This is a genomic window from Microbacterium sp. SYP-A9085, assembly GCF_009649635.1.
Taxonomy (GTDB): domain Bacteria; phylum Actinomycetota; class Actinomycetes; order Actinomycetales; family Microbacteriaceae; genus Microbacterium.
In genome coordinates this window covers 1-22,150 of record NZ_WJII01000007.1, presented here as the reverse complement: position 1 = coordinate 22,150, position 22,150 = coordinate 1, and the positions used below count along the sequence as shown (strand labels likewise).

At 71.9% G+C, this 22,150-nt stretch carries 21 protein-coding genes, 1 tRNA gene and 1 rRNA gene; 4 read left to right on the top strand and 19 right to left on the bottom strand.

From position 1 onward, the window contains the following. Window positions 1-176: 176 nt before the first annotated feature. Window positions 177-250 (bottom strand) — tRNA-Pro (locus GH740_RS12735). Window positions 251-509: 259 nt separating this feature from the next. On the opposite strand from GH740_RS12735, the gene GH740_RS12730 reads away from it, so the two are divergent. Beyond that, window positions 510-1,097: a GNAT family N-acetyltransferase gene (locus tag GH740_RS12730; RefSeq protein ID WP_153746593.1), complete on the top strand. Its 588-nt coding sequence runs from the start codon at window positions 510-512 to the stop codon at window positions 1,095-1,097. 11 nt (window positions 1,098-1,108) lie between these two features. After that, window positions 1,109-1,465: an RNA-binding S4 domain-containing protein gene (locus GH740_RS12725; protein ID WP_367641564.1), complete on the top strand. Its 357-nt coding sequence runs from the start codon at window positions 1,109-1,111 to the stop codon at window positions 1,463-1,465. Between the two features lie 95 nt (window positions 1,466-1,560). Here GH740_RS12725 and GH740_RS12720 read toward each other — a convergent pair whose 3' ends face one another. The 8 genes from GH740_RS12720 to GH740_RS12685 all read right to left on the bottom strand — a co-directional run bounded on the left by GH740_RS12720 (window position 1,561) and on the right by GH740_RS12685 (window position 9,003). Then, entirely contained in the window at window positions 1,561-2,463 is a 903-nt protein-coding gene (locus GH740_RS12720; protein ID WP_367641563.1) for an NUDIX domain-containing protein, read from the bottom strand. 58 nt (window positions 2,464-2,521) lie between these two features. Further along, on the bottom strand, window positions 2,522-4,045 hold the full coding sequence (gene der / locus GH740_RS12715; protein WP_153746486.1) for a ribosome biogenesis GTPase Der: 1,524 nt from the start codon (window positions 4,043-4,045) through the stop codon (window positions 2,522-2,524). After that, the gene (gene cmk, locus GH740_RS12710) at window positions 4,035-4,718 is read right to left on the bottom strand and encodes a (d)CMP kinase (protein WP_153746485.1); all 684 of its coding nucleotides are present in this window, start codon (window positions 4,716-4,718) and stop codon (window positions 4,035-4,037) included. The genes der and cmk overlap by 11 nt, the downstream gene beginning before the upstream one ends. Continuing rightward, the gene (locus GH740_RS12705; RefSeq protein ID WP_367641562.1) at window positions 4,711-5,832 is read right to left on the bottom strand and encodes a prephenate dehydrogenase; all 1,122 of its coding nucleotides are present in this window, start codon (window positions 5,830-5,832) and stop codon (window positions 4,711-4,713) included. The genes cmk and GH740_RS12705 overlap by 8 nt, the downstream gene beginning before the upstream one ends. Beyond that, complete coding sequence (locus GH740_RS12700; RefSeq protein WP_153746484.1) at window positions 5,829-6,575, bottom strand: pseudouridine synthase; 747 nt, start codon at window positions 6,573-6,575, stop codon at window positions 5,829-5,831. Before GH740_RS12700 ends, GH740_RS12705 begins: the two co-directional genes overlap by 4 nt. Continuing rightward, entirely contained in the window at window positions 6,572-7,189 is a 618-nt protein-coding gene (gene scpB, locus GH740_RS12695; protein WP_153746483.1) for an SMC-Scp complex subunit ScpB, read from the bottom strand. Before scpB ends, GH740_RS12700 begins: the two co-directional genes overlap by 4 nt. Next, on the bottom strand, window positions 7,179-7,946 hold the full coding sequence (locus tag GH740_RS12690) for a ScpA family protein (RefSeq protein ID WP_367641561.1): 768 nt from the start codon (window positions 7,944-7,946) through the stop codon (window positions 7,179-7,181). The genes scpB and GH740_RS12690 overlap by 11 nt, the downstream gene beginning before the upstream one ends. Before the next feature lie 166 nt (window positions 7,947-8,112). Continuing rightward, window positions 8,113-9,003, bottom strand: a complete 891-nt coding sequence (locus tag GH740_RS12685; protein ID WP_367641560.1) for a ParA family protein — start codon at window positions 9,001-9,003, stop codon at window positions 8,113-8,115. Window positions 9,004-9,203: 200 nt separating this feature from the next. Here GH740_RS12685 and GH740_RS12680 point away from each other — a divergent pair, with 200 nt between their 5' ends. Together GH740_RS12680 and GH740_RS12675 are read left to right on the top strand one after the other, a co-directional pair. Continuing rightward, complete coding sequence (locus GH740_RS12680; RefSeq protein WP_153746482.1) at window positions 9,204-10,613, top strand: HNH endonuclease signature motif containing protein; 1,410 nt, start codon at window positions 9,204-9,206, stop codon at window positions 10,611-10,613. A 139-nt stretch (window positions 10,614-10,752) separates the two neighbouring features. Beyond that, window positions 10,753-11,637 carry a patatin-like phospholipase family protein gene (locus GH740_RS12675; RefSeq protein ID WP_367641559.1) on the top strand — a complete coding sequence of 295 codons (885 nt, stop codon included), beginning with the start codon at window positions 10,753-10,755 and terminating at the stop codon, window positions 11,635-11,637. Between the two features lie 3 nt (window positions 11,638-11,640). Here GH740_RS12675 and xerD read toward each other — a convergent pair whose 3' ends face one another. The 10 genes from xerD to rrf form a co-directional block, all read right to left on the bottom strand. Next, on the bottom strand, window positions 11,641-12,543 hold the full coding sequence (gene xerD, locus GH740_RS12670) for a site-specific tyrosine recombinase XerD (RefSeq protein ID WP_153746481.1): 903 nt from the start codon (window positions 12,541-12,543) through the stop codon (window positions 11,641-11,643). Beyond that, a complete protein-coding gene (locus GH740_RS12665; protein WP_153746480.1) occupies window positions 12,540-13,184 on the bottom strand; it encodes an NUDIX hydrolase in 645 nt (214 codons plus the stop codon). Before GH740_RS12665 ends, xerD begins: the two co-directional genes overlap by 4 nt. Beyond that, window positions 13,177-14,898 carry a CTP synthase gene (locus tag GH740_RS12660; protein WP_153746588.1) on the bottom strand — a complete coding sequence of 574 codons (1,722 nt, stop codon included), beginning with the start codon at window positions 14,896-14,898 and terminating at the stop codon, window positions 13,177-13,179. Before GH740_RS12660 ends, GH740_RS12665 begins: the two co-directional genes overlap by 8 nt. Window positions 14,899-15,001: 103 nt before the next feature. After that, window positions 15,002-16,699: a DNA repair protein RecN gene (gene recN, locus GH740_RS12655; protein ID WP_367641558.1), complete on the bottom strand. Its 1,698-nt coding sequence runs from the start codon at window positions 16,697-16,699 to the stop codon at window positions 15,002-15,004. Next, a complete protein-coding gene (locus tag GH740_RS12650) occupies window positions 16,696-17,628 on the bottom strand; it encodes an NAD kinase (RefSeq protein WP_153746478.1) in 933 nt (310 codons plus the stop codon). Before GH740_RS12650 ends, recN begins: the two co-directional genes overlap by 4 nt. Then, window positions 17,625-18,422: a TlyA family RNA methyltransferase gene (locus GH740_RS12645; protein WP_153746477.1), complete on the bottom strand. Its 798-nt coding sequence runs from the start codon at window positions 18,420-18,422 to the stop codon at window positions 17,625-17,627. Before GH740_RS12645 ends, GH740_RS12650 begins: the two co-directional genes overlap by 4 nt. Beyond that, the gene (locus GH740_RS13910; protein ID WP_172978374.1) at window positions 18,419-18,568 is read right to left on the bottom strand and encodes a hypothetical protein; all 150 of its coding nucleotides are present in this window, start codon (window positions 18,566-18,568) and stop codon (window positions 18,419-18,421) included. Before GH740_RS13910 ends, GH740_RS12645 begins: the two co-directional genes overlap by 4 nt. A gap of 33 nt (window positions 18,569-18,601) precedes the next feature. Beyond that, on the bottom strand, window positions 18,602-19,657 hold the full coding sequence (locus GH740_RS12640) for an HAD-IIA family hydrolase (protein ID WP_153746476.1): 1,056 nt from the start codon (window positions 19,655-19,657) through the stop codon (window positions 18,602-18,604). Then, a complete protein-coding gene (locus tag GH740_RS14160) occupies window positions 19,657-21,951 on the bottom strand; it encodes a primosomal protein (protein WP_253941416.1) in 2,295 nt (764 codons plus the stop codon). The genes GH740_RS12640 and GH740_RS14160 overlap by 1 nt, the downstream gene beginning before the upstream one ends. Window positions 21,952-22,030: 79 nt before the next feature. Next, a 5S ribosomal RNA gene (gene rrf, locus GH740_RS12630) occupies window positions 22,031-22,147 on the bottom strand. Window positions 22,148-22,150: the final 3 nt, after the last annotated feature.

The following is a 22,150-nucleotide window of genomic DNA, read 5'->3' as shown; positions in this document are numbered from 1 at the left end:
GTATCGCGGCGTCCCCTGCGAGAATCATCCGCCCGAGATCGGGCCCGGTGCAGCATCCATCGGACGTCGATAGGAATCTCTCAGCGCCGCGGGGAGCCGCCGCCATTTCGCGGATATGCGCGAGGCCCGGAATCTCTTGCGAGATCCCGGGCCCGTGTTGGTTTGGTTCTGTTCTGTCGGGATGACAGGATTTGAACCTGCGACCCCTTGACCCCCAGTCAAGTGCGCTACCAAGCTGCGCCACATCCCGATGCCCGCCGGAACGGACAACTCCCCCATCCTACCCGCTCGCGCAGGCGCCTGCGAACCGCGGCGACGGCGGGGGCGAACGCCGCGCGTCTCAGAAGATGCGGGATCCGGGCATCCCTGGCCGCCTCTTCTGAGACCACTCGGAGTTCGCGTCTCAGGACACGCCGTGCCGGATCCTGCCGACCCGCACGATGTGCGACACGCGGACAGGCTTGGGTGCGTCCTTGTCGATGTCGGACGTGCCCCTTACGGTGAATCACATGGCCACGATCACCGTCGCGCCCGCCACCCAGGACCGATTCGACGACGCCGAGCACGCCCTCACCGGGGGCGGTGACGGTGCGTCGTGCCAGTGCCAGTGGTGGCTGCTGACAGGCCGCCAGTTCGATGCGCTGACGCGCGCCGAGAAGGAAGAGCGGCTGCGCATCGAGCTGGCCGAGTCCCCTGCGCCAGCCCTGATCGCCTATGTCGACGGCGTCGCCGCCGGCTGGGTCCGCGTCGCACCGCGCACGAAGCAGCCGCGCCTCTCCCGGACGCGGGCGTTCGCGGGCTCCCCGCACCCGTGGGACGACCCGGATGTCTGGGCCGTGACGTGCTTCGTCGTGCGGCGCGAATTCCGCGGGCAGGGGCTCACCGCGAAGCTTCTCGAGGCGGCCGTCGAGCACGCCCGCGCCGGCGGCGCACGGGTGCTCGAGGCATACCCGACCGACACGGCTGTGCGGGACACGCCCACGAACGACCTGTACATCGGAATCCTGTCGGTGTTCCTGGCCGCTGGCTTCCGCGAGGTCGCCAGGCCGAAGCCGCACCGCACGACCGTCGAGCTCGACTTCGCTCAGGCCGGCTGACGGCGGCCGCCGTGGCTGACAGTGCACGCGTGGACGCCTGGCTGTGGGCGGTGCGCGTGTTCAAGACCCGCTCCGCCGCGACGACGGCATGCCGAGCGGGGCATGTACGGGTGAACGGCGACAAGGCCAAGGCCGCGCAGCCGGTGCGGCCCGGTGACGAGCTGCGCGTGCGCATCGCGGGGTTCGACCGGATCCTCATCGTCCGCCAGCCGATCTCCAAGCGCGTCGGCGCGGCTGTCGCCGCCACCGCCGTCGACGATCGCACCCCCGCACGCGAGCCCGCGCCGCAGGTCGCGCAGCGCGACCGCGGTGCCGGACGCCCCACGAAGCGCGAGCGCCGCGAGATCGACCGCTTCCGGGGCCGCTGAGGCGGCAGGCTGCTGCAACCCCGCCCTGAGTCCCTGTGGAATCGCGCGCCGCGGGTACGCGGGCAAGCCGGTCACGCCCGAGTCCCGCGCCGCGGCTACGCGGGCAGTAGGTCGTGCAGCCAGCGCGTGCCGTACACCGTGGCGCCGGCCGCGGTGCAGCGGTCCGCGAGCCCGCGATCGCTCGTCACAACCGTCACCAAGCGACCGGCACCGACGAGCCGCCCCGCCTCGGCGACGATGGCCTCGTCGCCGGATGCCGGCGCCCGCACTATCCGCACCGCACCGCCGTCCCGCTCGACGGCGTTCGCCTGCCCCTCGACCACGAGCGAGATCTCCGGGAACCACCGATCCTCCGCGAGCCCGAGAGCCGCAGCATCCACGCCCCGATCGCCCAGTGCGGCGAGCCGATCGGCCAGGCGCGCGGCCGCCCCCGCACGGTCCCGCCACCACCCGTCCGGGACCGAGCCCACGACGTTCGCAGCATCCACGACGAGCACCGGGCGCACGTCGAGAAGGTCCCGCAGCCGCTGCCACGATTCGGCAAAGCCGGGATGCAACGGCAGATCCGTGACCTCCGCCGCGGGCACCCACGCGAGCGCCCGGCTCTCCGGATCGCTGATCACCGGCTCGAACGGCACCGTCACGTCGCCGATGAGCGTCGTGTACGTCCACACGTCGAGGTCGAGCACGCTCTCGGCCCGGGCCCGCACCGCACCGTCGGGGACGCCCGCCTCTTCCTGTGCCTCGCGCAGCGCGCCGTCGCGCGCGGACTCGCCCTGATGGCGCGCGCCGCCGGGCAGAGCCCACGTGTCGCCATAGTGGCTCCACGACACCCGATGCTGCAGCAGGACGCCGCGCTCCCGGTCGTACGCCAGCAGCCCGGCCGCGCCGTACCGGCCCCAGTACCGGTCGCCCGCGTCGGTCACGACCCACGCGTCACCCGGGTCGCGCGGCCCGAGGGGACGGCGTCGCTCGAACTCCGGGTACTCGATCCTCACCGGTCCAGCCTGTCACAGCGACGGGATGCCGGCACCGACCACTCGCTCGCGAAGGCCGTCAGCGCTGGCGCTTCTCCCGCACCCGCATGTTGATGACGATCGGCGAGCCCTCGAACGAGTACAGCTCGCGCAGCCGCCGCTGGATGAACCGGCGGTAACCGGGGTCGAGGAACCCGGTCGTGAACAGTACGAATGTCGGCGGGCGGGTGCCTGCCTGCGTGCCGAACAGAATCCGCGGCTGCTTCCCGCCACGCACCGGATGCGGGTGCTCGGCCACCAGCTCGGCCAGGAACGCATTGAATTTGCCGGTCGGGATGCGCGTGTCCCACGACGCGAGCGCCATCTCCAGCGCCGGCACCAGCCGGTCCAGGTGCCGGCCGGTGCGCGCCGAGATGTTCACCCGCGGCGCCCACGACACATGGGCGAGATCCTGCTCGATCTCGCGCTCCAGGTACCGCCGCCGGTCGATGTTCTCGAACGCGGGCGTGTTCAGCACGTCCCACTTGTTGTACGCGAGCACGAGCGCACGCCGGGACTCCAGCACCATGTCGATGATGCGCACGTCCTGCTCGCTGACCGGCTGTGAGACGTCCAGCACGACGACGGCGACCTCCGCCTTCTCCAACGCGGCAGAGGTGCGCAGCGACGCATAGAAGTCCGCGCCCTGCTGCAGGTGCACGCGGCGCCGGATGCCGGCGGTGTCCACGAACCGCCACAGCTTGCCGCCGAGCTCGACGATCTCGTCCACCGGGTCGCGCGTGGTGCCGGCCAGCTCATTGACGACGACCCGCTCCTCGCCGGCGGCCTTGTTCAACAGGGACGACTTGCCGACGTTCGGCCGGCCGAGGATCGCGACGCGGCGCGGGCCGCCGATCTCGTTCTTCGCGACGGCGGAGACATCCGGCAGCACCTTAAGGATCTCGTCGAGCAGGTCGGCGACGCCGCGCCCGTGGATCGCCGACACCGGGTGCGGCTCCCCCAGGCCCAGGTTCCACAGTGCCGCTGCTTCGGGCTCCTGCCGCGCGTCGTCGATCTTGTTCGCGACGAGGAACACGGGCCGGCCCGACTTGCGCAGCATCCGGACCACATGCTCGTCCGTCGAGGTGGCCCCCACTCGCGCGTCGACGACGAACAGGACGACGTCCGACAGGTCGATGGCGATCTCGGCCTGCGCGGCCACGGAGCGGTCGATGCCCTTGGCATCCGGCTCCCACCCGCCGGTGTCGACGAGCGTGAACGAGCGGTCCATCCACTCGGCCTTGTACGTGACGCGGTCCCGGGTGACGCCGGGGGTGTCCTCCACGACGGCCTCGCGGCGGCCGAGGATGCGGTTCACGAGCGCGGACTTGCCCACGTTCGGCCGGCCCACTATGGCCACCACCGGCAGCGCGGGCAGGAACTCGATGCCCTCCGCGCCGAGCGTGACGCCCGCAAGGAGCGCGGCATCCTCGTCCTCAAGTTCGTAGTCGGCCAGGCCCGCTCGCAGGGCGTCGGCCCGCTGCTCGGCGGCCTGCTCGTCGATCGCGGCGAGCCGCTCGGCGAGGTGGTCCGTACCGGGGACGTATTCGTCGTCAGCGCCCATGGGGTGCCTCCAGCTTCTGGTGCACGACGCCGAGCACGGCGTCGACGGTCTGTGCGAAGTCGAGCTCGGTGGAATCCACCACCTCGACGCCCTCGGCCGCGGTGAGGAAGTCGACCACGGCGGCGTCTGCCGCGTCGCGCCTGTGCAGCGCGGTGGCCACGACGGCGGCATCCTGGTCCACCAGCTCGGCGGCGCGGCGCGCCGCCCGCACCTCCGGCGCGGCGGTCAGCAGGATCCGCACCGGCGCGTCCGGCGCGACCACCGTGGTGATGTCGCGCCCCTCGATCACGACGCCGGGACGGTTGGATGCCGCCGCCAGCGCACGGAACACGTCGTTGACCTGCTCCCGCACGGCCGGGATCCGGGCCACGGCGCTGACCGCCGCCGACACCCGCGGCTCGCGGATCGCGGTGGTCACGTCGGCGGCGCCCACCCGTACCCAGTAGCGGTCGGGGTCGAGCGAGATCGAATATGGGAAGTCGGATGCCGCGGCCTGCACGGCGGCGGCATCGGCGGTGTCCGCACCCTGCTCCAGAACGTGCCAGGCGAGCGCGCGGTACGCGGCGCCGGTGTCGAGATACCCGTACCCGAGCGCGCGGGCGACGTGCTTGGACACGCTGGACTTGCCCGATCCCGCCGGGCCGTCCACCGCCACGATCGTCACGTCAGTCATTCGTGGTGCTCGCAATCCTCCAGCCGCGCGCGGTCAGCCCGTCCACCGCTCGCCGTGCGGCACCGGGGACGACGCTGATCTCGGCGAGGCCGAACTGGGCGCCGGGCGAATGCTCCAGGCGCAGGTCCTCCACGTTCACGTCCAACTCGCCGAGCTCGCCGAACAGGCGCCCGAGTTGGCCGGGGGTGTCGTCCACCATGACGACGACCTGCGCGAAGCGCCGGTTCTGGCCGTGCTTGCCGGGCAGGCGCTCGACACCCTCGTTTCCGCGGCGGATCGTGTCGGCGACGGCGCGGCGGGCGCCGGGCGCGTCGGGATGCCGCAGGGCGGAGACCACGTCGGCGAGATCGCCGGCGAGCGCGTCGAGCACGTCGACGACGGGCTCGGAGTTGGAGCCGAGGATCTGCACCCACAGCTCGGGAGCGGATGCGGCGATGCGCGTGGTGTCGCGCACTCCCTGCCCAGCCAGCCGCAGGGAGCCCTCGTGCGCGGTGACGAAGCGACCGGCCAGCAGGCTAGCGACCAGCTGCGGGACGTGCGAGACGAGGGCGACGGAGCGGTCGTGCTCGGCCGGGTCCATCTCCAGCGGAGTCGCGCCGAGGTCCAGGGCGAGACCCTCCACGACGGCAAGGTCCGCGGGGCTGGTCCCGTCGTCGCGGCAGACGACCCACGGACGCCCGACGAAGATGTCCGCGCGCGCGGAGATGGCTCCGCCGCGTTCGCGGCCCGCGAGCGGATGCGAGCCGATGTAATGCGTGAGGTCGACGCCGCGCTCGCGCAGGGCGCGCAGCGGCTCCAGCTTGACGCTGGCGACGTCCGTGACGACGGCGTCCGGGAACGCGGCCAGTTCATGCGCGATCACGTCGGCGGTGACATCCGGCGGCACCGCGACCACGACCAGGCGCGGGCGGTCATCGGGGCGGGTCGCGCGGCCGGCGCCGTAGTCGATGGCGAGCCGCAGCTGCGCGGGCGACGTGTCGAACAGGGCGACATCCACCCCCAGCGCCGTCAGCGCGTGGCCGATGCTCGCACCCAGAAGGCCCGTCCCGACGATGCGGACCGGACCCGAGGTGCGCGCGGCACCGTGCGCGGGCACACTCGTGTTCTGGCTCACCGGGTCTCCTTGCGCGACAGGGTCAGCAGCGCGCCACGCTCCACTGTAGTCAACTCGCGTGCGCGGCCCACTGGGAGGCTTCCCAGGTGCAGCGGCCCGAATTGACGGCGCACGAGCTCGACCACGGGATGTCCCACCTCGGCCATCATGCGCCGCACGATCCGGTTGCGGCCCGAGTGCAGCGTGAGTTCGACCAGGCTCGTGTCCCGCGACTTGTCGAGCAGCCGCGCCTTGTCGGCGGCGATCGGTCCGTCCTCGAGGTCGACGCCGCGGGTGAGCCGGCCGATCGTCTGCGGGGTGACGGATCCGCGCACCTTCGCTATGTACACCTTCGTGACGCCGAACGACGGATGCGCCAGGACGTGCGCGAGCTCGCCGTCGTTCGTGAGCACCAGCAGCCCGCTGGTCTCGGCATCCAGCCGCCCCACATTGAAGAGGCGCTCGTCCCAGTCCTTCGTGAAGCGGCGCAGGTCGGGGCGCCCGCGGTCGTCGTGCATCGAGCTGACCACGCCCGTCGGCTTGTTCAGCATCACGTAGCGCCGGGACTGGTCCAGCTGCACGGCGACGCCGTCGACGTCGACGAGGTCCACCTCAGGGTGGATCCGCGAGCCCAGCTCGTCCACCACGGTGCCGTTGACCCGCACCCGGCCCTGTGCGATGAGCTCCTCGGCCACCCGCCGCGAGGCCACGCCCGCGTTCGCGAGGACCTTCTGCAGGCGCACGCCCTCGGCATCCGCCATCATGCCCGCTCCCCGTCGAACCCGACGCCGCTGACGGTGTCGACGTCGTCCAGCAGCGGCGAGATGTGCGGCAGCTCGTCCAGCGCGTTGATTCCCAGGTTCACCAGCAGCGCGTCGGTCGTGCCGTACAGGATCGCACCGGTCTCCGGATCGTTGCCGACCTCGGTGACAAGGCCCCGGGCGACGAGCGTGCGCACGACCGAGTCGACGTTGACGGCACGGATCGACGCGACCTGGCCGCGGGACACCGGCTGCTTGTACGCGATCACCGCGAGGGTCTCCAGCGCCGCCTGCGACAGGCGCGACGGCGCCTGCGTGTTCACGAACTCGCCCACGAGGTCGTCGAAGTCCTCGCGCACGTACAGGCGCCAGCCGCCGCCCACCTCGCGCAGCTCGAAGCCGCGGCGCGGCCCGCCGGTCTCGCCGTCGTAGTCCGCGACGAGCCCTTCGATCGCCTGACGCACCGCCGGCACCGGCTCGCCGACGGCGGTCGCCAGCGCGACGAGACTCTGCGGCTCCTCGACGACGAGCAGGATCGCCTCGAGCTTGCGCGCAACCGCGTACGGCTCCGGGTCGACATGTGCCGCGGGATGGGCGTGCGACGGGTCATCGGTCATAATCGGCTCCCAGGGTGGCGAGGTTCTCTTCGCTCCAGCGCTCCGCGGTCCAGCGCAGGGTGAGCTCGCCGAGCGGCTCGAGCTGTTCGAAGGCGAGGGCGGCGTGCCGGTACAGCTCCAGCACGGACAGGAATCGGGCGACGACGACACCGGTCTGGTCGACGCCGGCGACGAGATCGCGGAATGACAGCGTACCGGCCGAGCGCAGCAGGGTGACCACGACGGCGGCCTGCTCGCGGATGCTGACCAGCGGCGCGTGCAGGTGGTCCAGGCCGACGGTCGGGATCTCCTTCGGCGCGAACGCGAGCATCGCTATCGCCGCGAAGTCGTCCGGCGAGAGCGTCCACACGAGCTCGGGAGCGGCGGCACGGTACTTCTCGTCGAGGCGCACGGCGCGGGTGTGGCGGCGGTCCTCGCGCTGCAGGCACCGTGCGAACCAGGCCGAGACCTCCTTGAACGCGCGGTACTGCAGCAGTCGCGCGAACAGCAGATCGCGCGCCTCCAGCAGCGCCACCGACTCGGCGTCGACGAGCTCGCCCTGCGGCAGGAGCCCCGCGACCTTCATGTCCAGGAGCGTCGCCGCGACGACGAGGAACTCGGATGCCTGGTCAAGCTCGTCGCCGGCCTCGAGCTCGCGCAGGTAGGCGATGAACTCGCCGGTCACCCGGGACAGCGACACCTCGGTGATGTCGAGCTCGTGCTTGCCCAGTAGCGTGAGCAACAGGTCGAACGGCCCATCGAACACGCCCAGAGACACCCGGAATCCGCCGTCCGCGACATCCCCGGTTGCCGGGGCGAGGTCGCCTTCAGATGCGGGCGCCCCGTCAGGCGACGGCGCTCCGGTGTCGGGTGCCTCGTCAGGCGACGGCGCTCCGGTGTCGGGCGCCTCGTCAGGCGACGGCGCTGCGCTGTCGGGCGCCTCTTCAGGCGACGGCGCCACGGGCGACCAGCTCCCGCGCGAGCCGCAGATACGCCTGGGCGGCCGCGTGCTCCGGCGCGAACTCGGTGATCGGCATGCCCGACACCGACGCGTCCGGGAACTTCACGGTGCGCCCGATCACCGTCTCGAGCACGTCGTCGCCGAACGCCTCGACGACGCGCTCCAGCACCTCGCGCGAGTGCAGTGTGCGCGGGTCGTACATCGTGGCCAGCACGCCGTCCAGCGTGATGGCGGGGTTGAGCCGGTCGCGCACCTTGTCGATCGTCTCGATGAGCAGCGCGACGCCGCGCAGTGCGAAGAACTCGCATTCCAGCGGGATGATCACGCCGTGGCTGGCCGTCAGCGCGTTCACGGTGAGCAGCCCGAGCGAGGGCTGGGAGTCGATGAGGATCACGTCGTACTCGCCGGCGACGCCGCGCAGCGCCCGCGCGAGGATCTGCTCGCGCGCGACCTCGTTGACGAGGTGCACTTCGGCCGCCGACAGGTCGATGTTCGCGGGGATGACATCCAGGTTCTCGACGGCGGCGTGCACGATCGTCTCGTGCGGGTCGCGCTTCGAGTCCAACAGCAGGTCGTAGATCGTGGGGATGTCGTGCGTCGCGATGCCGAGGCCGGCCGACAGCGCGCCCTGCGGGTCGAAGTCCACCGCCAGCACACGGCGGCCGTAGCTGGCGAGCGCGGCCGCGAGGTTGATCGTGGTGGTCGTCTTGCCGACGCCGCCCTTCTGGTTGCACAGGGCGATGATGCGCGCGGGCCCGTGCCCGTCCAGCGGCTCAGGGGTGGCGAATCCGTGGTACGGGCGACCTGTGGGACCGATCGGCGTGTCGCCGGCTGTCTTCGGCTTCGTCGTCTTCTTCGCCGTGCTGGCTGCCACGCTCTCCCGCTCTCGTCCGTGCTGTCCGCTCGATTCTAGCGATGACGCCGCGTGATTCCGGGGCTCCGGGGCCGGATGTCGCGGGCGCGGCCCCCTCCGCGAGTGACGGGAGTCTGCCCGCTGATGAGAGTTCTGTCATTCGACGCGCAGACGCCGCAGATATGTTCGATAGTGTCGGAGGTGGTCGGCATGATGGACGCATGGACAACGATCCGATCGACGAGCTGGACCTTCCGGCCATCGACGCGCTCGTGACCAGCCTGGTCCAGACGCGTCGCGCGATAGCGGGCCTGCAGGCGTTCGAGGCTACGCTGATGTCGGCCGTCGTCGATGTGGTCGCTGCCCGGATCTCGGCGAACCCTGCCCTGGATCAGAAGGATCTGCCGTGGCGGGAGATGTCCGCCGAGATCGCCGCCGCGCTGCACATGAGCGACCGCACCGTCCAGGGGCGGCTGGGCGAGGCGGCCATGCTGGTCGAACGGTTCCCCGCCACCCACGCCGCATGGGCCGCCGGTGAGCTGGATCAGCCGCAGGTCCGCGTGATCATCGATGCGGGCAGCGACCTGCCGACGCCCGACGTCCGGGCGGCGTACGAGGCGCGAGTGCTGCCGCGCGCCGCCGACCTGACGGCGGGACGGCTGACGCCGGTGTGCCGCACCGTCGCGCGCGAGCTCGATCCGGAATCGATCACGCAGCGGCACGCGCGGGCGCGGAAGGCTCGCGGCGTGCGCACCGTCGACCTGGACGACGGGATGTCGCGGCTGCTGCTGGATGGGCCGGCCACCCTGATCCATGCGATCTTCGACCGGGTCACGCAGATGGCTCGCACCGTCCAGAAATCGGCCGGCCCGCGTCCCGCCGACCCACCGCCCATCAACGGACACCTCGTCGGAGTCGGCGTGCACTACGGGCCGGAAGCGGATGCCGCACGCGCCGCCGAGCGCAAGACTGCGCCCCCGGCACCGGCAGGAGCCGAGGTGACCGAGGGCGCCGCACCGGACGAGCGCACGCTGGACCAGGTTCGGGCGGATGTCCTCACCGACATGCTGCTGACCGCTGTCCCCGACGGACACGGCCCGGCCGATGTCCTCGAGAAGATCGCGGCACACGTGCAGGTGAGCATTCCCGCGTCGGTGCTGCATCCTGATCCCGTCCGGCGCGGCGCGGACCTCCCGGCGCAGCTGGTGGGATACGGGCCGATCGATGACGATACCGCGCGGCGGCTGGCTGGCGCGGTGAAGGGCTGGGACCGGCTCGTCACCGACCCGTTCACCGGCGAGCCGCTGCACGTGGACCGATATCATCCGAGCGAACATCTGCATCGGGTGCTGCGGATCCGCGACGAGCACTGCCGGTTCCCCGGCTGCCGGCAGCCGGTCTGGCGCTGCGACCTGGATCACACTCGGGATGCCGTGCTCGGCGGCCCCACGCAGGATGACAATCTCGAGAACCTGTGCCGCGGGCACCACGTCGTCAAGCATCAGACCCGATGGCGGGTGCGTCAGCTGCCCCGCGGCGTCCTCGAATGGACCAGCCCCACCGGGCGCATCTACGAGGACCACCCGTCTCCGCAGGTTCGCTTCGTCTGCACGGATCCGCCGCCGTTCTGATGACGAGCGCACGGGCGTGAACGGTGCGTTGCCGGCGGCGTGCGGCGGGTGCTATCGTGCCGCGATGCGACAGCCGGATCCGGGATGGGTACCGCGATGAACGCCTCCTTCCTCTCCACGATGGGGCGACGGCGCTAGCGTGCCCGACGGACGCCAACGGGCACTGATCCTCCACGGCGGAGGATCGGCGGGCAACGCGTGGGAGATCGGCGTCGTCGCCGGGCTCCTCGACGCCGGCATCGACGCGACCGACGCCGACCTCATTGTCGGCACGTCGGCCGGCGCGACGGCGGCAGCACAGCTCACCGCGGCATCCCCCGCCGACCTGCTGGCCGCGGTCCTGTCTCCGCCGACCCCCGAACGCACCGGCGCGACGCCGGGTGCTCGACGGGGTCCCGCGGCGACGACAGACCTGCTCGAGCGGACGGGCCGGATCATCGCCGCCGCCACCGACGCCGCCGATATGCGGCGGCGGATGGGTGCCGCGGCGATCGAGCTCGACGACGCGTTGGGCGATTCCCGCAGCGAACGATGGCGCGCGACCGTCGCGATGCGCCTGCCCGGTGCGCGCTGGCCGGACCAGCCGCTGCTGATCACCGCGGTCGACGCACGCACCGGCGAACCGGTGGCGTTCGACCGCGACAGCGGAGTCGAGCTGGTGGATGCCGTCGCCGCCAGCACGTCCAGCGGCCCGGCCTACCGCATCGGCGCCGGCCGCTACATCGACGGCGGTTACCGCCGAAACGAGAACGCCGACCTGGCGAGCGGATACGCCCGGGTGCTGATCCTCTCGCCGTTCGGCGGCCGATCCCGGCATCCCCCGGAGTGGGGCATGCAGCTGTCGGCACAGGTGGACGAACTGCGCGCCGGCGGCAGCCGGGTCGAGGCGGTCTTCCCCGACGAGAACGCCCTTGCCGCGTTCGCCGACGACATGATGAGCCCGGCGTCGCGGCCGCCCGCCGCGCGAGCGGGCTTCGAGCACGGCAAAGTCCTCGCCGCCCAGCTCGCCGGATTCTGGCGCTGAGGGCTACCGCGCCCGGGGATGGGATGTCGTGTACACGTCGCGGAGCGCGTCGACGCTGACGTGCGTGTAGATCTGCGTCGTCGCCACCGACGCATGGCCGAGCAGCTCCTGCACGACCCGCACATCCGCCCCGCCCTGCAGCAGATGCGTCGCGAACGAGTGCCGCAGCGTGTGCGGCGACACGTGCGCGGTCAGGTGCGCGCCGACGGCCGCCGCCTGGATCACGAGCCAGACGCTCTGCCGCGACAGCGGCGCTCCCCGGGCGCCGAGGAAAAGCCGCGGCGTCGCCCGCCCGCGTCGCGACAGCTCCGGCCGTACCCGTGTCAGGTACGCATCCAGAGCTTCGCGCGCGTACGCGCCGATCGGCACTATCCGCTCTTTCGACCCCTTGCCGCGCACGCGCAGCACATCCCCGTGCGCCACGTCATCGACATCCAGCTGCACGATCTCCGACACCCGGGCGCCGGTCGCATACAGCAGCTCCAGCAGCGCACGGTCGCGCAGGCCGACGGGCTCGTTCGGATCCGGCGCCGCCAGCAGCTGCTCGACCTGCTCGATCGTCAGCGCCTTCGGCAGCCGCTGCGGCAGCTTCGGCGGACGCATCCGCCCGGTCGGGTCGTCGGCCTCGATCTCCTCACGCACGAGGTACCGGTGCAGCCCGCGCACGGACGACTGCAGCCGCGCGAGCGAGGATGCCGCCGGCCGCGGCTCCCCGCCGGCGCGCTCCGCGATGAACCCGGACACGAGGTCGGCGGTCACAGCCGCGGTATCCACGACCCGGCGCTCCGCCAGCCAGTGCGCATACGCGGCAAGATCGCGCCGGTACGCGGCGACGGTGTGGTCGGACAGGCCGCGCTCGACCGAGACGTGGCGCAGGTATGCGTCCACGGCTCGATCCAGTTTCATGGCAGCCCGGCCCCGACCGGACGCGACCGGGTCGGCCACGGCGCGTCGGCGGGAGCGAGGCTCGCCCAGCCGCGGGCCCGAGACGTGTGCGCGGCGAGGGCGCCGAGCACAAGGGACGGATTGTGCACGCGGCGCTGCAGCACGGCGTCGACGACGTCGTCCAGCGGCGCCCACCGCACCTCGATGTCCGCCTCCTCGGCCTCGCGCGCGAACGTCTCGTCCGCCGGCGCCAGCCCGCGCGCCAGGTAGATCCGGATCGCCTCGTCGCTGCCGCCGGGCGACGTGAAGAACTCCGCGAGGACGTCCCAGTGGTCCGCGACGAGATCCGCCTCCTCGGCGAGTTCGCGCTGCGCCGCCGCCAGCACGTCCTCGCCGGAGACGTCGAGCAGGCCCGCGGGGATCTCCCACTCCCGGGTCCGCACCGGGTGGCGATACTGCTTGATCAGCAGCATCCTGTCCTCGTCGTCGAGAGCGAGCACCGCGACGGCACCGGGATGATCGGTGTACTCGCGCACTATGGTGTCGCCGTTGTACGCGACCTCGTCGCGGCGGATGTTCCACACCCGACCCTGGTACACGGTTTCGCTGCGCGTGACCTCCACCGCGGTGGGGTCGTCGCGCAGCGCACCGGGCTCAGTCATCGCTGTCGTCGGTGAAGAGCTCACTGGCACGGTGCCGCTCCAGCGCCGCGCCGACGAGTCCGCGGAACAGCGGGTGCGGCTCGGTGGGCCGCGACCGCAGCTCGGGATGCGCCTGCGTGGCGATGTAGTACGGATGCACGTCGCGGGGCAGCTCGACGTACTCGACGAGATTGCGATCCGGCGACAGCCCCGAGAACACCAGGCCCGCCGCCGCAAGCCGGTCGCGGTACGCGTTGTTCACCTCGTAGCGGTGCCGATGCCGCTCGCTCGCGGTCGCCGCGCCGTACACTTCCTCGGCCACCGAGCCTGCGGCGAGGTCCGCCGGATACAGGCCGAGGCGCATGGTGCCGCCGAGGTCGCCCGCCTTGATGATGTCGACCTGCTCGGCCATCGTCGCAATCACCGGGTCGAGGGTGTCGGGATCGAACTCGCTCGAGGACGCCCCGGGGATGTCGGCGACGTGACGCGCGTACTCGATCACCATGCACTGCAGGCCGAGGCAGATGCCGAGCGTCGGGATCCCCTGCTCGCGCGCGAACCGCAGTGCGCCGAGCTTGCCCTCGATCCCGCGGATGCCGAAGCCGCCCGGCACGACGATGCCGTCCAGCGCGGACAGCGCCGCCTGCGCGCCGTCGGCGGTTTCGCAGGTGTCCGACGGGATCCACGTGATGGAGACCTTCGTCTCCTGCGCGAAGCCGCCGGCCTTCAGCGCCTCGGTCACCGACAGGTAGGCGTCGGGCAGGTCGATGTACTTGCCGACCAGGCCGATGGTGACCTCGTGCCGCGGGTTGTGCACCGCATCAAGAACCCGCTCCCAGCGTGTCCAGTCGACGTCGCCGGCCTTGTCGGCCAGGCCCAGCCGGCGCGTGATGTAGGCATCCAGCCCCTGCTCGTTCAGGGTCGACGGGATGTCGTAGATGCTCGGCAGGTCGACGGTGTTGATGACGCCCTCGATGTCGACGTCGCACATCAGCGCGATCTTCTTGCGGTTGCCGTCACTGACCGGGCGGTCGCTGCGCAGCACGAGCGCGTCGGGCTGGATGCCGACCTGGCGCAGGGCCGCGACCGAGTGCTGGGTGGGCTTGGTCTTCTGCTCGCCGGACGCGCCCATGAACGGCACGAGCGACACGTGCACGAAGAACACGCTGTCTCGGCCGAGCTCGTGGCGCAGCTGCCGCGCGGCCTCCAGGAACGGCTGCGACTCGATGTCGCCGACAGTGCCGCCGACCTCGGTGATGATGACATCCGGCTTCGGGTCGGCGTATGCCTGCAGCCGCATCCGGCGCTTGATCTCGTCGGTGATGTGCGGAATCACCTGCACGGTATCGCCCAGGTACTCGCCGGCCCGCTCGCGCGCTATCACGCGCGAGTAGATCTGGCCGGTGGTCACGTTCGCGGCGTGGTCGAGGTTCACGTCGAGGAACCGCTCGTAGTGCCCGATGTCCAGGTCGGTCTCGGCGCCGTCGTCGGTGACGAACACCTCGCCGTGCTGGAACGGGTTCATCGTGCCCGGATCGACGTTCAGGTACGGGTCCAGCTTCTGCATGACCACCCGCAGCCCGCGCGCGGTGAGCAGATTCCCGAGGCTGGCGGCGGTCAGGCCCTTCCCCAAAGACGAGACGACACCACCGGTCACGAAGATGTGCTTGGTGGTGTCGTCGGATTCCGTGGTCCCCGCCAACGGCTCGGAGCTGCTGGTGCCAGAAGTATGCATCACGGGCTTTTATGCTATCAGTCGCAACCGCCACCCGAGCCAGTGACGCCCTCTCCGGCGCGTCTTCCGGCAGGCGCCGCTACGACGGCCGCGATACCGCGCGTCAAGGATGCGTGCGCGCGGTATCCAGCAGCTCCCGCGCGTGCGTGAGAGCGGCATCCGAATCCGCCAGCCCCGACAGCAGACGCGCCATCTCGGCCTCTCGCTCCGCGCCGTCCAGCTGCCGCACGCTCGACGAGGTCACGGTGCCGTCGCTGGACTTCACGACGGACAAGTGGTTCGTCGCGAAGGCGGCGACCTGCGCGAGGTGCGTCACCGCTATCACCTGCGCCGACCGCGCGAGCCGGCCGAGGCGCCGACCGACCTCGATCGCCGCGGCGCCGCCGATCCCGGCATCCACCTCGTCGAACACGAAGGTGGGCACCGGATCGGCGCCGGCGATCACGACCTCGATCGCCAGCATGACGCGGCTCAGCTCGCCGCCGGACGCCCCGCGCGCGACCGGTCGCGGCTGCGCCCCGGGATGCGGGGCCAGCAGGATGACGACGTCGTCGCGCCCGTGCGGGGTCTCGGTGCCCGGGGACACCTCGACCTCGACGCGGGCGTCGGGCATGGCGAGGGCGTGCAGTTCGGCGCTCACCGCCTCGCCGAGGCGCAGGGCGGCCGCGGCGCGGGCCGCGGTCAGCACCGCCGCCGCGTCGTCGACGGCGGATGCCGCCGCCGCCCGCTGCGCGGTGAGCCGTTCGATGCGCTCGGGGTCGTCGTCAAGCTCGGCCAGTCGTGCCGAGCCGGTCTGCAGCAGGTCCAGCGCGGACTGCAGCGTCCCGTGCGCGCGCACCAGCCCGCCCAGCACGGCACGGCGATCCTCGACGGCCGCCAGCTCGTGCGGGCCCGATTCGTCGAGGTCGGCGAGGTAGCCGGACAGGTCCGCGGCGAGGTCCGCGGTGCGGTACCCGATCTCCGCGGCCTGGTCGGCGAAAGCCTGCAGCGCCGGGTCGCTGCCGGCGGCGCGCTCCAGGGTCCGCCGCGCCTCGGCCACGAGGACGATGACATCAGGATCGTCGCCCTCCGTCGACAGCACCGCATGCGCGCTGGCAGCCGCCGCCCGCAGCTCCTCGGCGTGCGCGAGCCGCTCGGCACGCGCCGCGAGCTCCTCGTCCTCGCCCGGCTGTGGATCCGCCTGCTCGATCACGGCGAGAGCCGCACGCAGCTCGTCGGCCTCGCGCAGCCGGGCGTCGCGGTCCTGGACGAGGATGCCGAGCTCGGCATCCAGCGCACGCCGGACCTCGTACTTCCCCTGGTAGTCGCGCAGCGCGGCGGCGATCTCGCCGCCGCCGAAGCGGTCCAGGGCCTCGCGCTGGGCGGACGCGGAGCGCAGCCGCAGCTGGTCGGACTGGCCGTGCACCACGACGAGACTGTCCGCGAGATCCGAGAGCACCCCGGCGGGCGCGGTGCGCCCCCCGACCGTCGCACGACTCCGGCCCTCCGCCGACAGCGTGCGGCCGAGGTACAGCTCGGCGCTGCCGTCCCCGATCGGCTCGAGCTCACCGCCGGCCTCGCGCACCCGCTCGGCGACGGGCCCGTCGTCCGGAACCACCCACACCCCTTCGACGGATGCCTGAGACGCGCCGGCCCTGACGGCGCCGGAGTCCGCGCGCTGGCCGAGCAGGAGCCCGAGCCCGGTGACCACCATGGTCTTGCCCGCGCCGGTCTCACCGGTGATCGCCGTGAAGCCGGGCCCCATCGGCAGCGTCGCCTCAGCGATGACGCCGAGGTCGCGCAGCTGCATCTGCTCGATCACGTCGCGGCTCCCGCCGTTCCGGCCGGGCCGCGCCATCCCTCCACGGGCAGACGGAACTTGCGCACGAGCCGGTCCGTGAACGCGGCCGGATGCAGGCGTGCGAGCCGCACCGGCTGATCGGACCTGCGCACGACGACGCGCGCGCCGGGCGGAAGCTCGTGCGAGCGGCGGCCGTCGCACCAGAGGATCCCGATGCCGCTCGTGCGCTCGAGTACCTCGATGGCGACCGAGGTCTCCGGGCCGACCACCAGCGGCTTGGCGAACAGCGCGTGCGCGGACAGCGGCACGACCGCCATCGCCTCCACGGTCGGCCAGATCACGGGTCCGCCGGCGGAGAAGTTGTACGCGGTCGACCCGGTGGGCGTGGACACGACCATGCCGTCGCAGCCGAACGTCGACAGCGGCTTGCCGTCGATCTCGATGACGACCTCCAGCATCCGCTCCCGGCTCGCCTTCTCGACGGTCGCCTCGTTCAGCGCCCAGGTGGAGTAGATGACGTGGCCGGCGGCGTCCTTCACCCGCACGGACAGGGCGAGGCGCTCCTCGACGCGGTAGTCGCGGGAGATCACGCGATGGACCGCGGCATCCATGTCGTCGCGTTCGATCTCGGCGAGGAAGCCGACGTGGCCCATGTTGATGCCGAGGATCGGCGCGGTGCCGCCGCGCACGAGTTCGGCGGCGCGCAGGATCGTGCCGTCGCCGCCGAGGACTATCGCGAGTTCGATGTCGCCCACCGGGATGTCGGCGCCGAGCGCGGCCGCACGGGCGAACGCCGGGCGCTGCGCTATCAGCTCTTCGCGGTCTTCGGGGGCGAGCACCGGCCGCGCACCGGCCTCGTGCAGCGCCGCCATCACGCGGGCCGCCGCCTGGACGGTGTCACCGCGCTGGGCGTGCGCGACGACCAGGATGCTGCGCTGGTCCGTCGTCATGGGCTCCCCGTCACTGTGTTCACGGTGTGGGTCCATTCTGACGGATCCGTGCCCGATGCCGGTTTCAGGTGCGCCACGTATTCGCGATTGCCGTGCGTGCCCACGATCGGGGATGCAATGACGCCGCACGTGCCCAGGCCCACGTCCCACGCCGCCCACAGCACCTCGGCCACCGCATCGGCGCGCGCCGCGGGGTCGGTGACGAGCCCGCCGCGCACCGCTGTGCGGCCGACTTCGAACTGCGGCTTCACGAGGAGGACGATGTCGGCGTCGGGGGATGCCACGCCCGCGACGGCGGGGAGAACCTGGCGCAGCGAGATGAACGACAGGTCGCCGGTGACGACGTCCGGTAGGTCGCTGATCCCGCTGGCCTCGGCGAGGGTTTGCGCGGTCATGTACCGCACGTTGAACCCCTCGATGGCGATGACGCCGGGGTCGTCGGCGACGACGGCCGCGAGCTGGTCGTGTCCGACATCCACCGCGACGACGGGATCGGCGCCGCGCTCGCGCAGCACCTGGCTGAACCCGCCGGTGGAGGCTCCCATGTCCAGTGCGAGGCGGCCGGCGACGGGGATGGCGAAGGCGTCCAGACCGGCGATGAGCTTGTGCGCGGCCCGGCTGACGTAATGATCGGTGGCGGCGACGACGATCCGCGCGGCGTCGACGATCGCGGCGGAGGGCTTGATGACAGTGCGGCCGTCGACGGCGACGACGCCCTGGGCGATGAGCTGCTGCGCCTGGGTCCGCGAGCGTGCCAGTCCGCGCGCGACCAGCTCCTGGTCGAGCCGGCTCATGCGGTGGGCGGGGTCGCCGGTCCGCGGTCCAGCTCGCGGGCGAGCTCGTCGTGCAGCGCCGCGTAGGCGTCGGCGCGCTCGGGCAGCGGCTGCCCCTCGATCACCCGCAGCCGGCTGATCAGCTCGTCACGCTCCTCGTCCGCCATGGTCCCCATGCTAGCGCCGGGTCGGGACGGCGGTCACGGCCGGGAGAACGGGTCCGCGTAGAGCTCTTCCTGGACCGTGAACCCGAAGATTGCGCGGCCGGAGCCCCACACCGCCGCCGCCCCTGCGCGCACCAGGTCGACGGGACGGGGCCCAGCCTCGACCACTTCGAGGCGGGGCCCGTCGATCCGCACGACGGCGTCGCCCACGCGCGTGGTGACCCCGTCGGTGCGGGTCTGCGGGTATGGGTCGAAGAGCTGCCGCAGGTCCTCGAGGATGTAGGTGGGCCGGCTCGTGCACGGTGCCGCCAGGACGTGCTTGGGCCGATCAACGCCGGTCAGCACCAGGGCCGACGGGATGCCGGCGGCCTGGGCCCCGGCGATGTCGGTGTCGAGCCGGTCGCCGAGGAACAGCGGACGATCCGCGCCGAAGCGCGCAACCGCCTCGTGGAAGATCGCGGGCTCGGGCTTGCCCGCGACGGTCGCGAGCCGTCCGACGGCGGTGTGCACGGCCGACACGAGCGTGCCGTTGCCCGGCGCTATCCCCCGTGCCTGCGGGAGGGTCCAGTCCGTGTTGGTGGCGATCCAGGGGATGCCGCCGTCCTCCTCGGGGTCCTTGAGCGCGTAGGCAGCCTCGGCCAGCTGCGTCCAGGAGATATCCGGCGAGAACCCCTGCAGGACGGCGGCAGGGGCGGCGTCCGCGCTGTCGGTGACGATGTAGCCGGCCCGCGCGACCTCGGTGGTGAGGCCCTCGCCGCCGATGACCAGGATCGTGGCGGGCGGCTCGACCTTCGTGCGCAGCAGTCGGACGGCCGCCTGCGGGCTCGTGACGATGTCCTCGGGGGCCGTCTGCTCGAGGCCGAGGTCGCGCAGCTGCGCCGCGACGTCGGCATCCGTGCGGGACGCGTTGTTCGTGATGTAGCCGAGCCGGCGCCCGTCGGCCGCCGCACGGGTCAGGCTGTCGACCGCGTGCGGCAGGGCCCGGGACCCCGCGTAGACGACGCCGTCGAGATCGGCGAACACGACGTCGACGCCCTCGAGCGGGGCAGGACCGGATGCCGCATCCCGCCGTCGTCGGGACAGGAACGCCATCAGGCCGTGCCTTCGTCGGCGTCCGCCGCGGGCGCCTCGGCGGAGTCCACTCCGCCCGTGGACGGTGCGTCATGATCGGCGGCGAGGTCGGCAGCGTCGAGGAGGTCGTCGTCCTCGTCGACGTCGGCAGCCACGTCGACGTCGGCAGCCAGGTCGACGTCGGTAGCCACGTCGACGTCGACATCCCGATCGAGGTCGTCCTCCTGATCGAAGTCGTCCTCCTGATCGACGTCGTCCTCATCGAGGTCGTCGTCGGCATCCGTCACGATGTCGCCGTTCTCGTCGACCTCGTCGATCGCTATCGTCTCGTCGAGGCCGACACCGGCCGCCTCGTCGAGCGCGTCCGCGGCGACATCCGCCAGCCGCGACCAGTGCGCGGCTTCCTCGGAGCGTCCGAGGTCCTCGAGCACGACGGCGCGCGCGGAGAAGAGTGCCGGGCTCCAGTCGAAGGCGCGCGACGGGTCCGCCTCCGGAATGTCGAGCTCCTGCAGCGCACGACCGGCATCGCCCTTGTCGAGCCACGCGCCGGACATCGCTATCGCGAGGCTGACGCGCACGCCGGTCGGCAGCGCCGCGCGATCGACGGAGCGGCCGGCTTCGAGCGCGCGGTCGGGACGTCCCACCCCCCGTTCGCTGTCGACCATGAGGGCAATCTGGTCGTCTCGGCCGGTCAGCCGGCGGTACGTACGCAGCTCACGCAGCGCGAGCGCGTAGTCGCCCATGGCGTACGCGGTGATCGCCACAGTCTCGCGAGCGACGGGGATACGACCGGCGTGCCGGGACGCCGCCAGGGCGTGCTCATGCGCGAGGGCCGGATCGTCGTCGATGAGACGGGATGCCATCGCCAGATGACGCGCGACCCGCTCGGCGTTCTCCTTGGTCAGGGTTTTCAGTTCGTTGCGTGCCGCGGGAGAGAGGTCCTTCGGCGTCACGTCGTCGGGCAGGGCCGGATCCGCAGGGCGCGCGGCGCGCACATCCTGCGGCGGACGGGACGGACGCGACGCATCGCCGCGCTCACCGCGCGCACCGCCATCGCGGTACGGCCGGTTCTCGCTGTCGCGGAACGGGCGGCGCTCCCCGTCACGGAACGGACGCTTCTCCCCGTCACGGAACGGACGCTTCTCCCCGTCACGGAACGGGCGGTTCTCCCCGTCACGGAACGGACGCTTCTCCCCGTCACGGAACGGACGCTTCTCCCCGTCACGGAACGGGCGGTTCTCCCCGTCAGGGTACGGACGCCTCTCGCCGTCACGGTGCTGCTCACTGCCGCCGCGATAGGGACGGTTGTCGCTCCCGCGATACGAACGATCGTCACTCCCGCGATCGCGGAAGGGACGATTCTCTCCCTGGCGATGGGGACGGTTGCCGCCCTCGCGAGACGGACGGTTGTCATTCCCACGGTCCGGACGGTTGTCTCCTTCGCGATGAGAACGCTGCTCGCGGTCACCGTAAGAACGAGCGCCGCTGCCGCCGCGGTGATCCGCGCCGCCGGCACGATACGGACGCTGCTCGCCGCTACGGTAGCCGCTGCCGTCGCGCCGCTCTTCGCCGCCGCGATACGGGCGGTTCTCCCCGCCGCGATAGGGACGGTTCTCGCCCTCACGAGGAGGACGGTTCTCACCGCCGCGATACGGACGACTGTCGCCACCGCGATACGGCCGATTCTCGCCCTCACGAGGAGGACGGTTCTCACCGCCGCGATACGGGCGGTTCTCCCCGTCCCGGAACGGACGCTTCTCACGGTCGCCGTAGCGCGATCCACCGCCGTCGTGCTGCGGCCGGCTCTCGCCGCCGCGATAAGGGCGGTCTCCACCCTGCCGATACGGACGATCGCCACTGGGTCGGAACGGACGATCGCCACTCGGTCGATACGGACGATCGCCACTCAGTCGATACGGACGATCGCCACTGGGTCGGGACGGACGGTCGTCGTCACGTCGATAGGGGCGATCGCCACCCTGCTGGTAGGGACGGTCACCGCCCTGCCGATACGGACGATCTCCCGACGCGCGGTCGGGACGGCCCCGATCCTGACGGTTCTCCCCGCGATCGCGGAACCCGCCGTCACGCCGCGGCGCAGCATCGCCGCGCTCGGACCGGTGCTCACCATCGCGGTAGGGCCGCGCGCCGCCGTCGCGATGCGGACGCGCACCGCCTTCGCGGTTGGGGCGCCGGTCGGCGTCGCCGAACGAGGGCCTTCCGGAGCCCCGAGCCGCTCCGCGGCGGGAGCCGCCGTCAGAGCCGCGGCGATCCTCGTGGTCACGCCGGGGTCGGCGCCCGTCGTCCTCGGTCATGTCTCTCCTCGTACAGCCAATTGTCGACCCCATAACGCAGAAATGGCCACCTCGAAGGGTGGCCATTTCTGGAATGGAAGTCCGGCGGTGTCCTACTCTCCCACAGGGTCGCCCCTGCAGTACCATCGGCGCTGAGAGGCTTAGCTTCCGGGTTCGGAATGGGACCGGGCGTTTCCCTCTCGCTATGGCCGCCGAAACA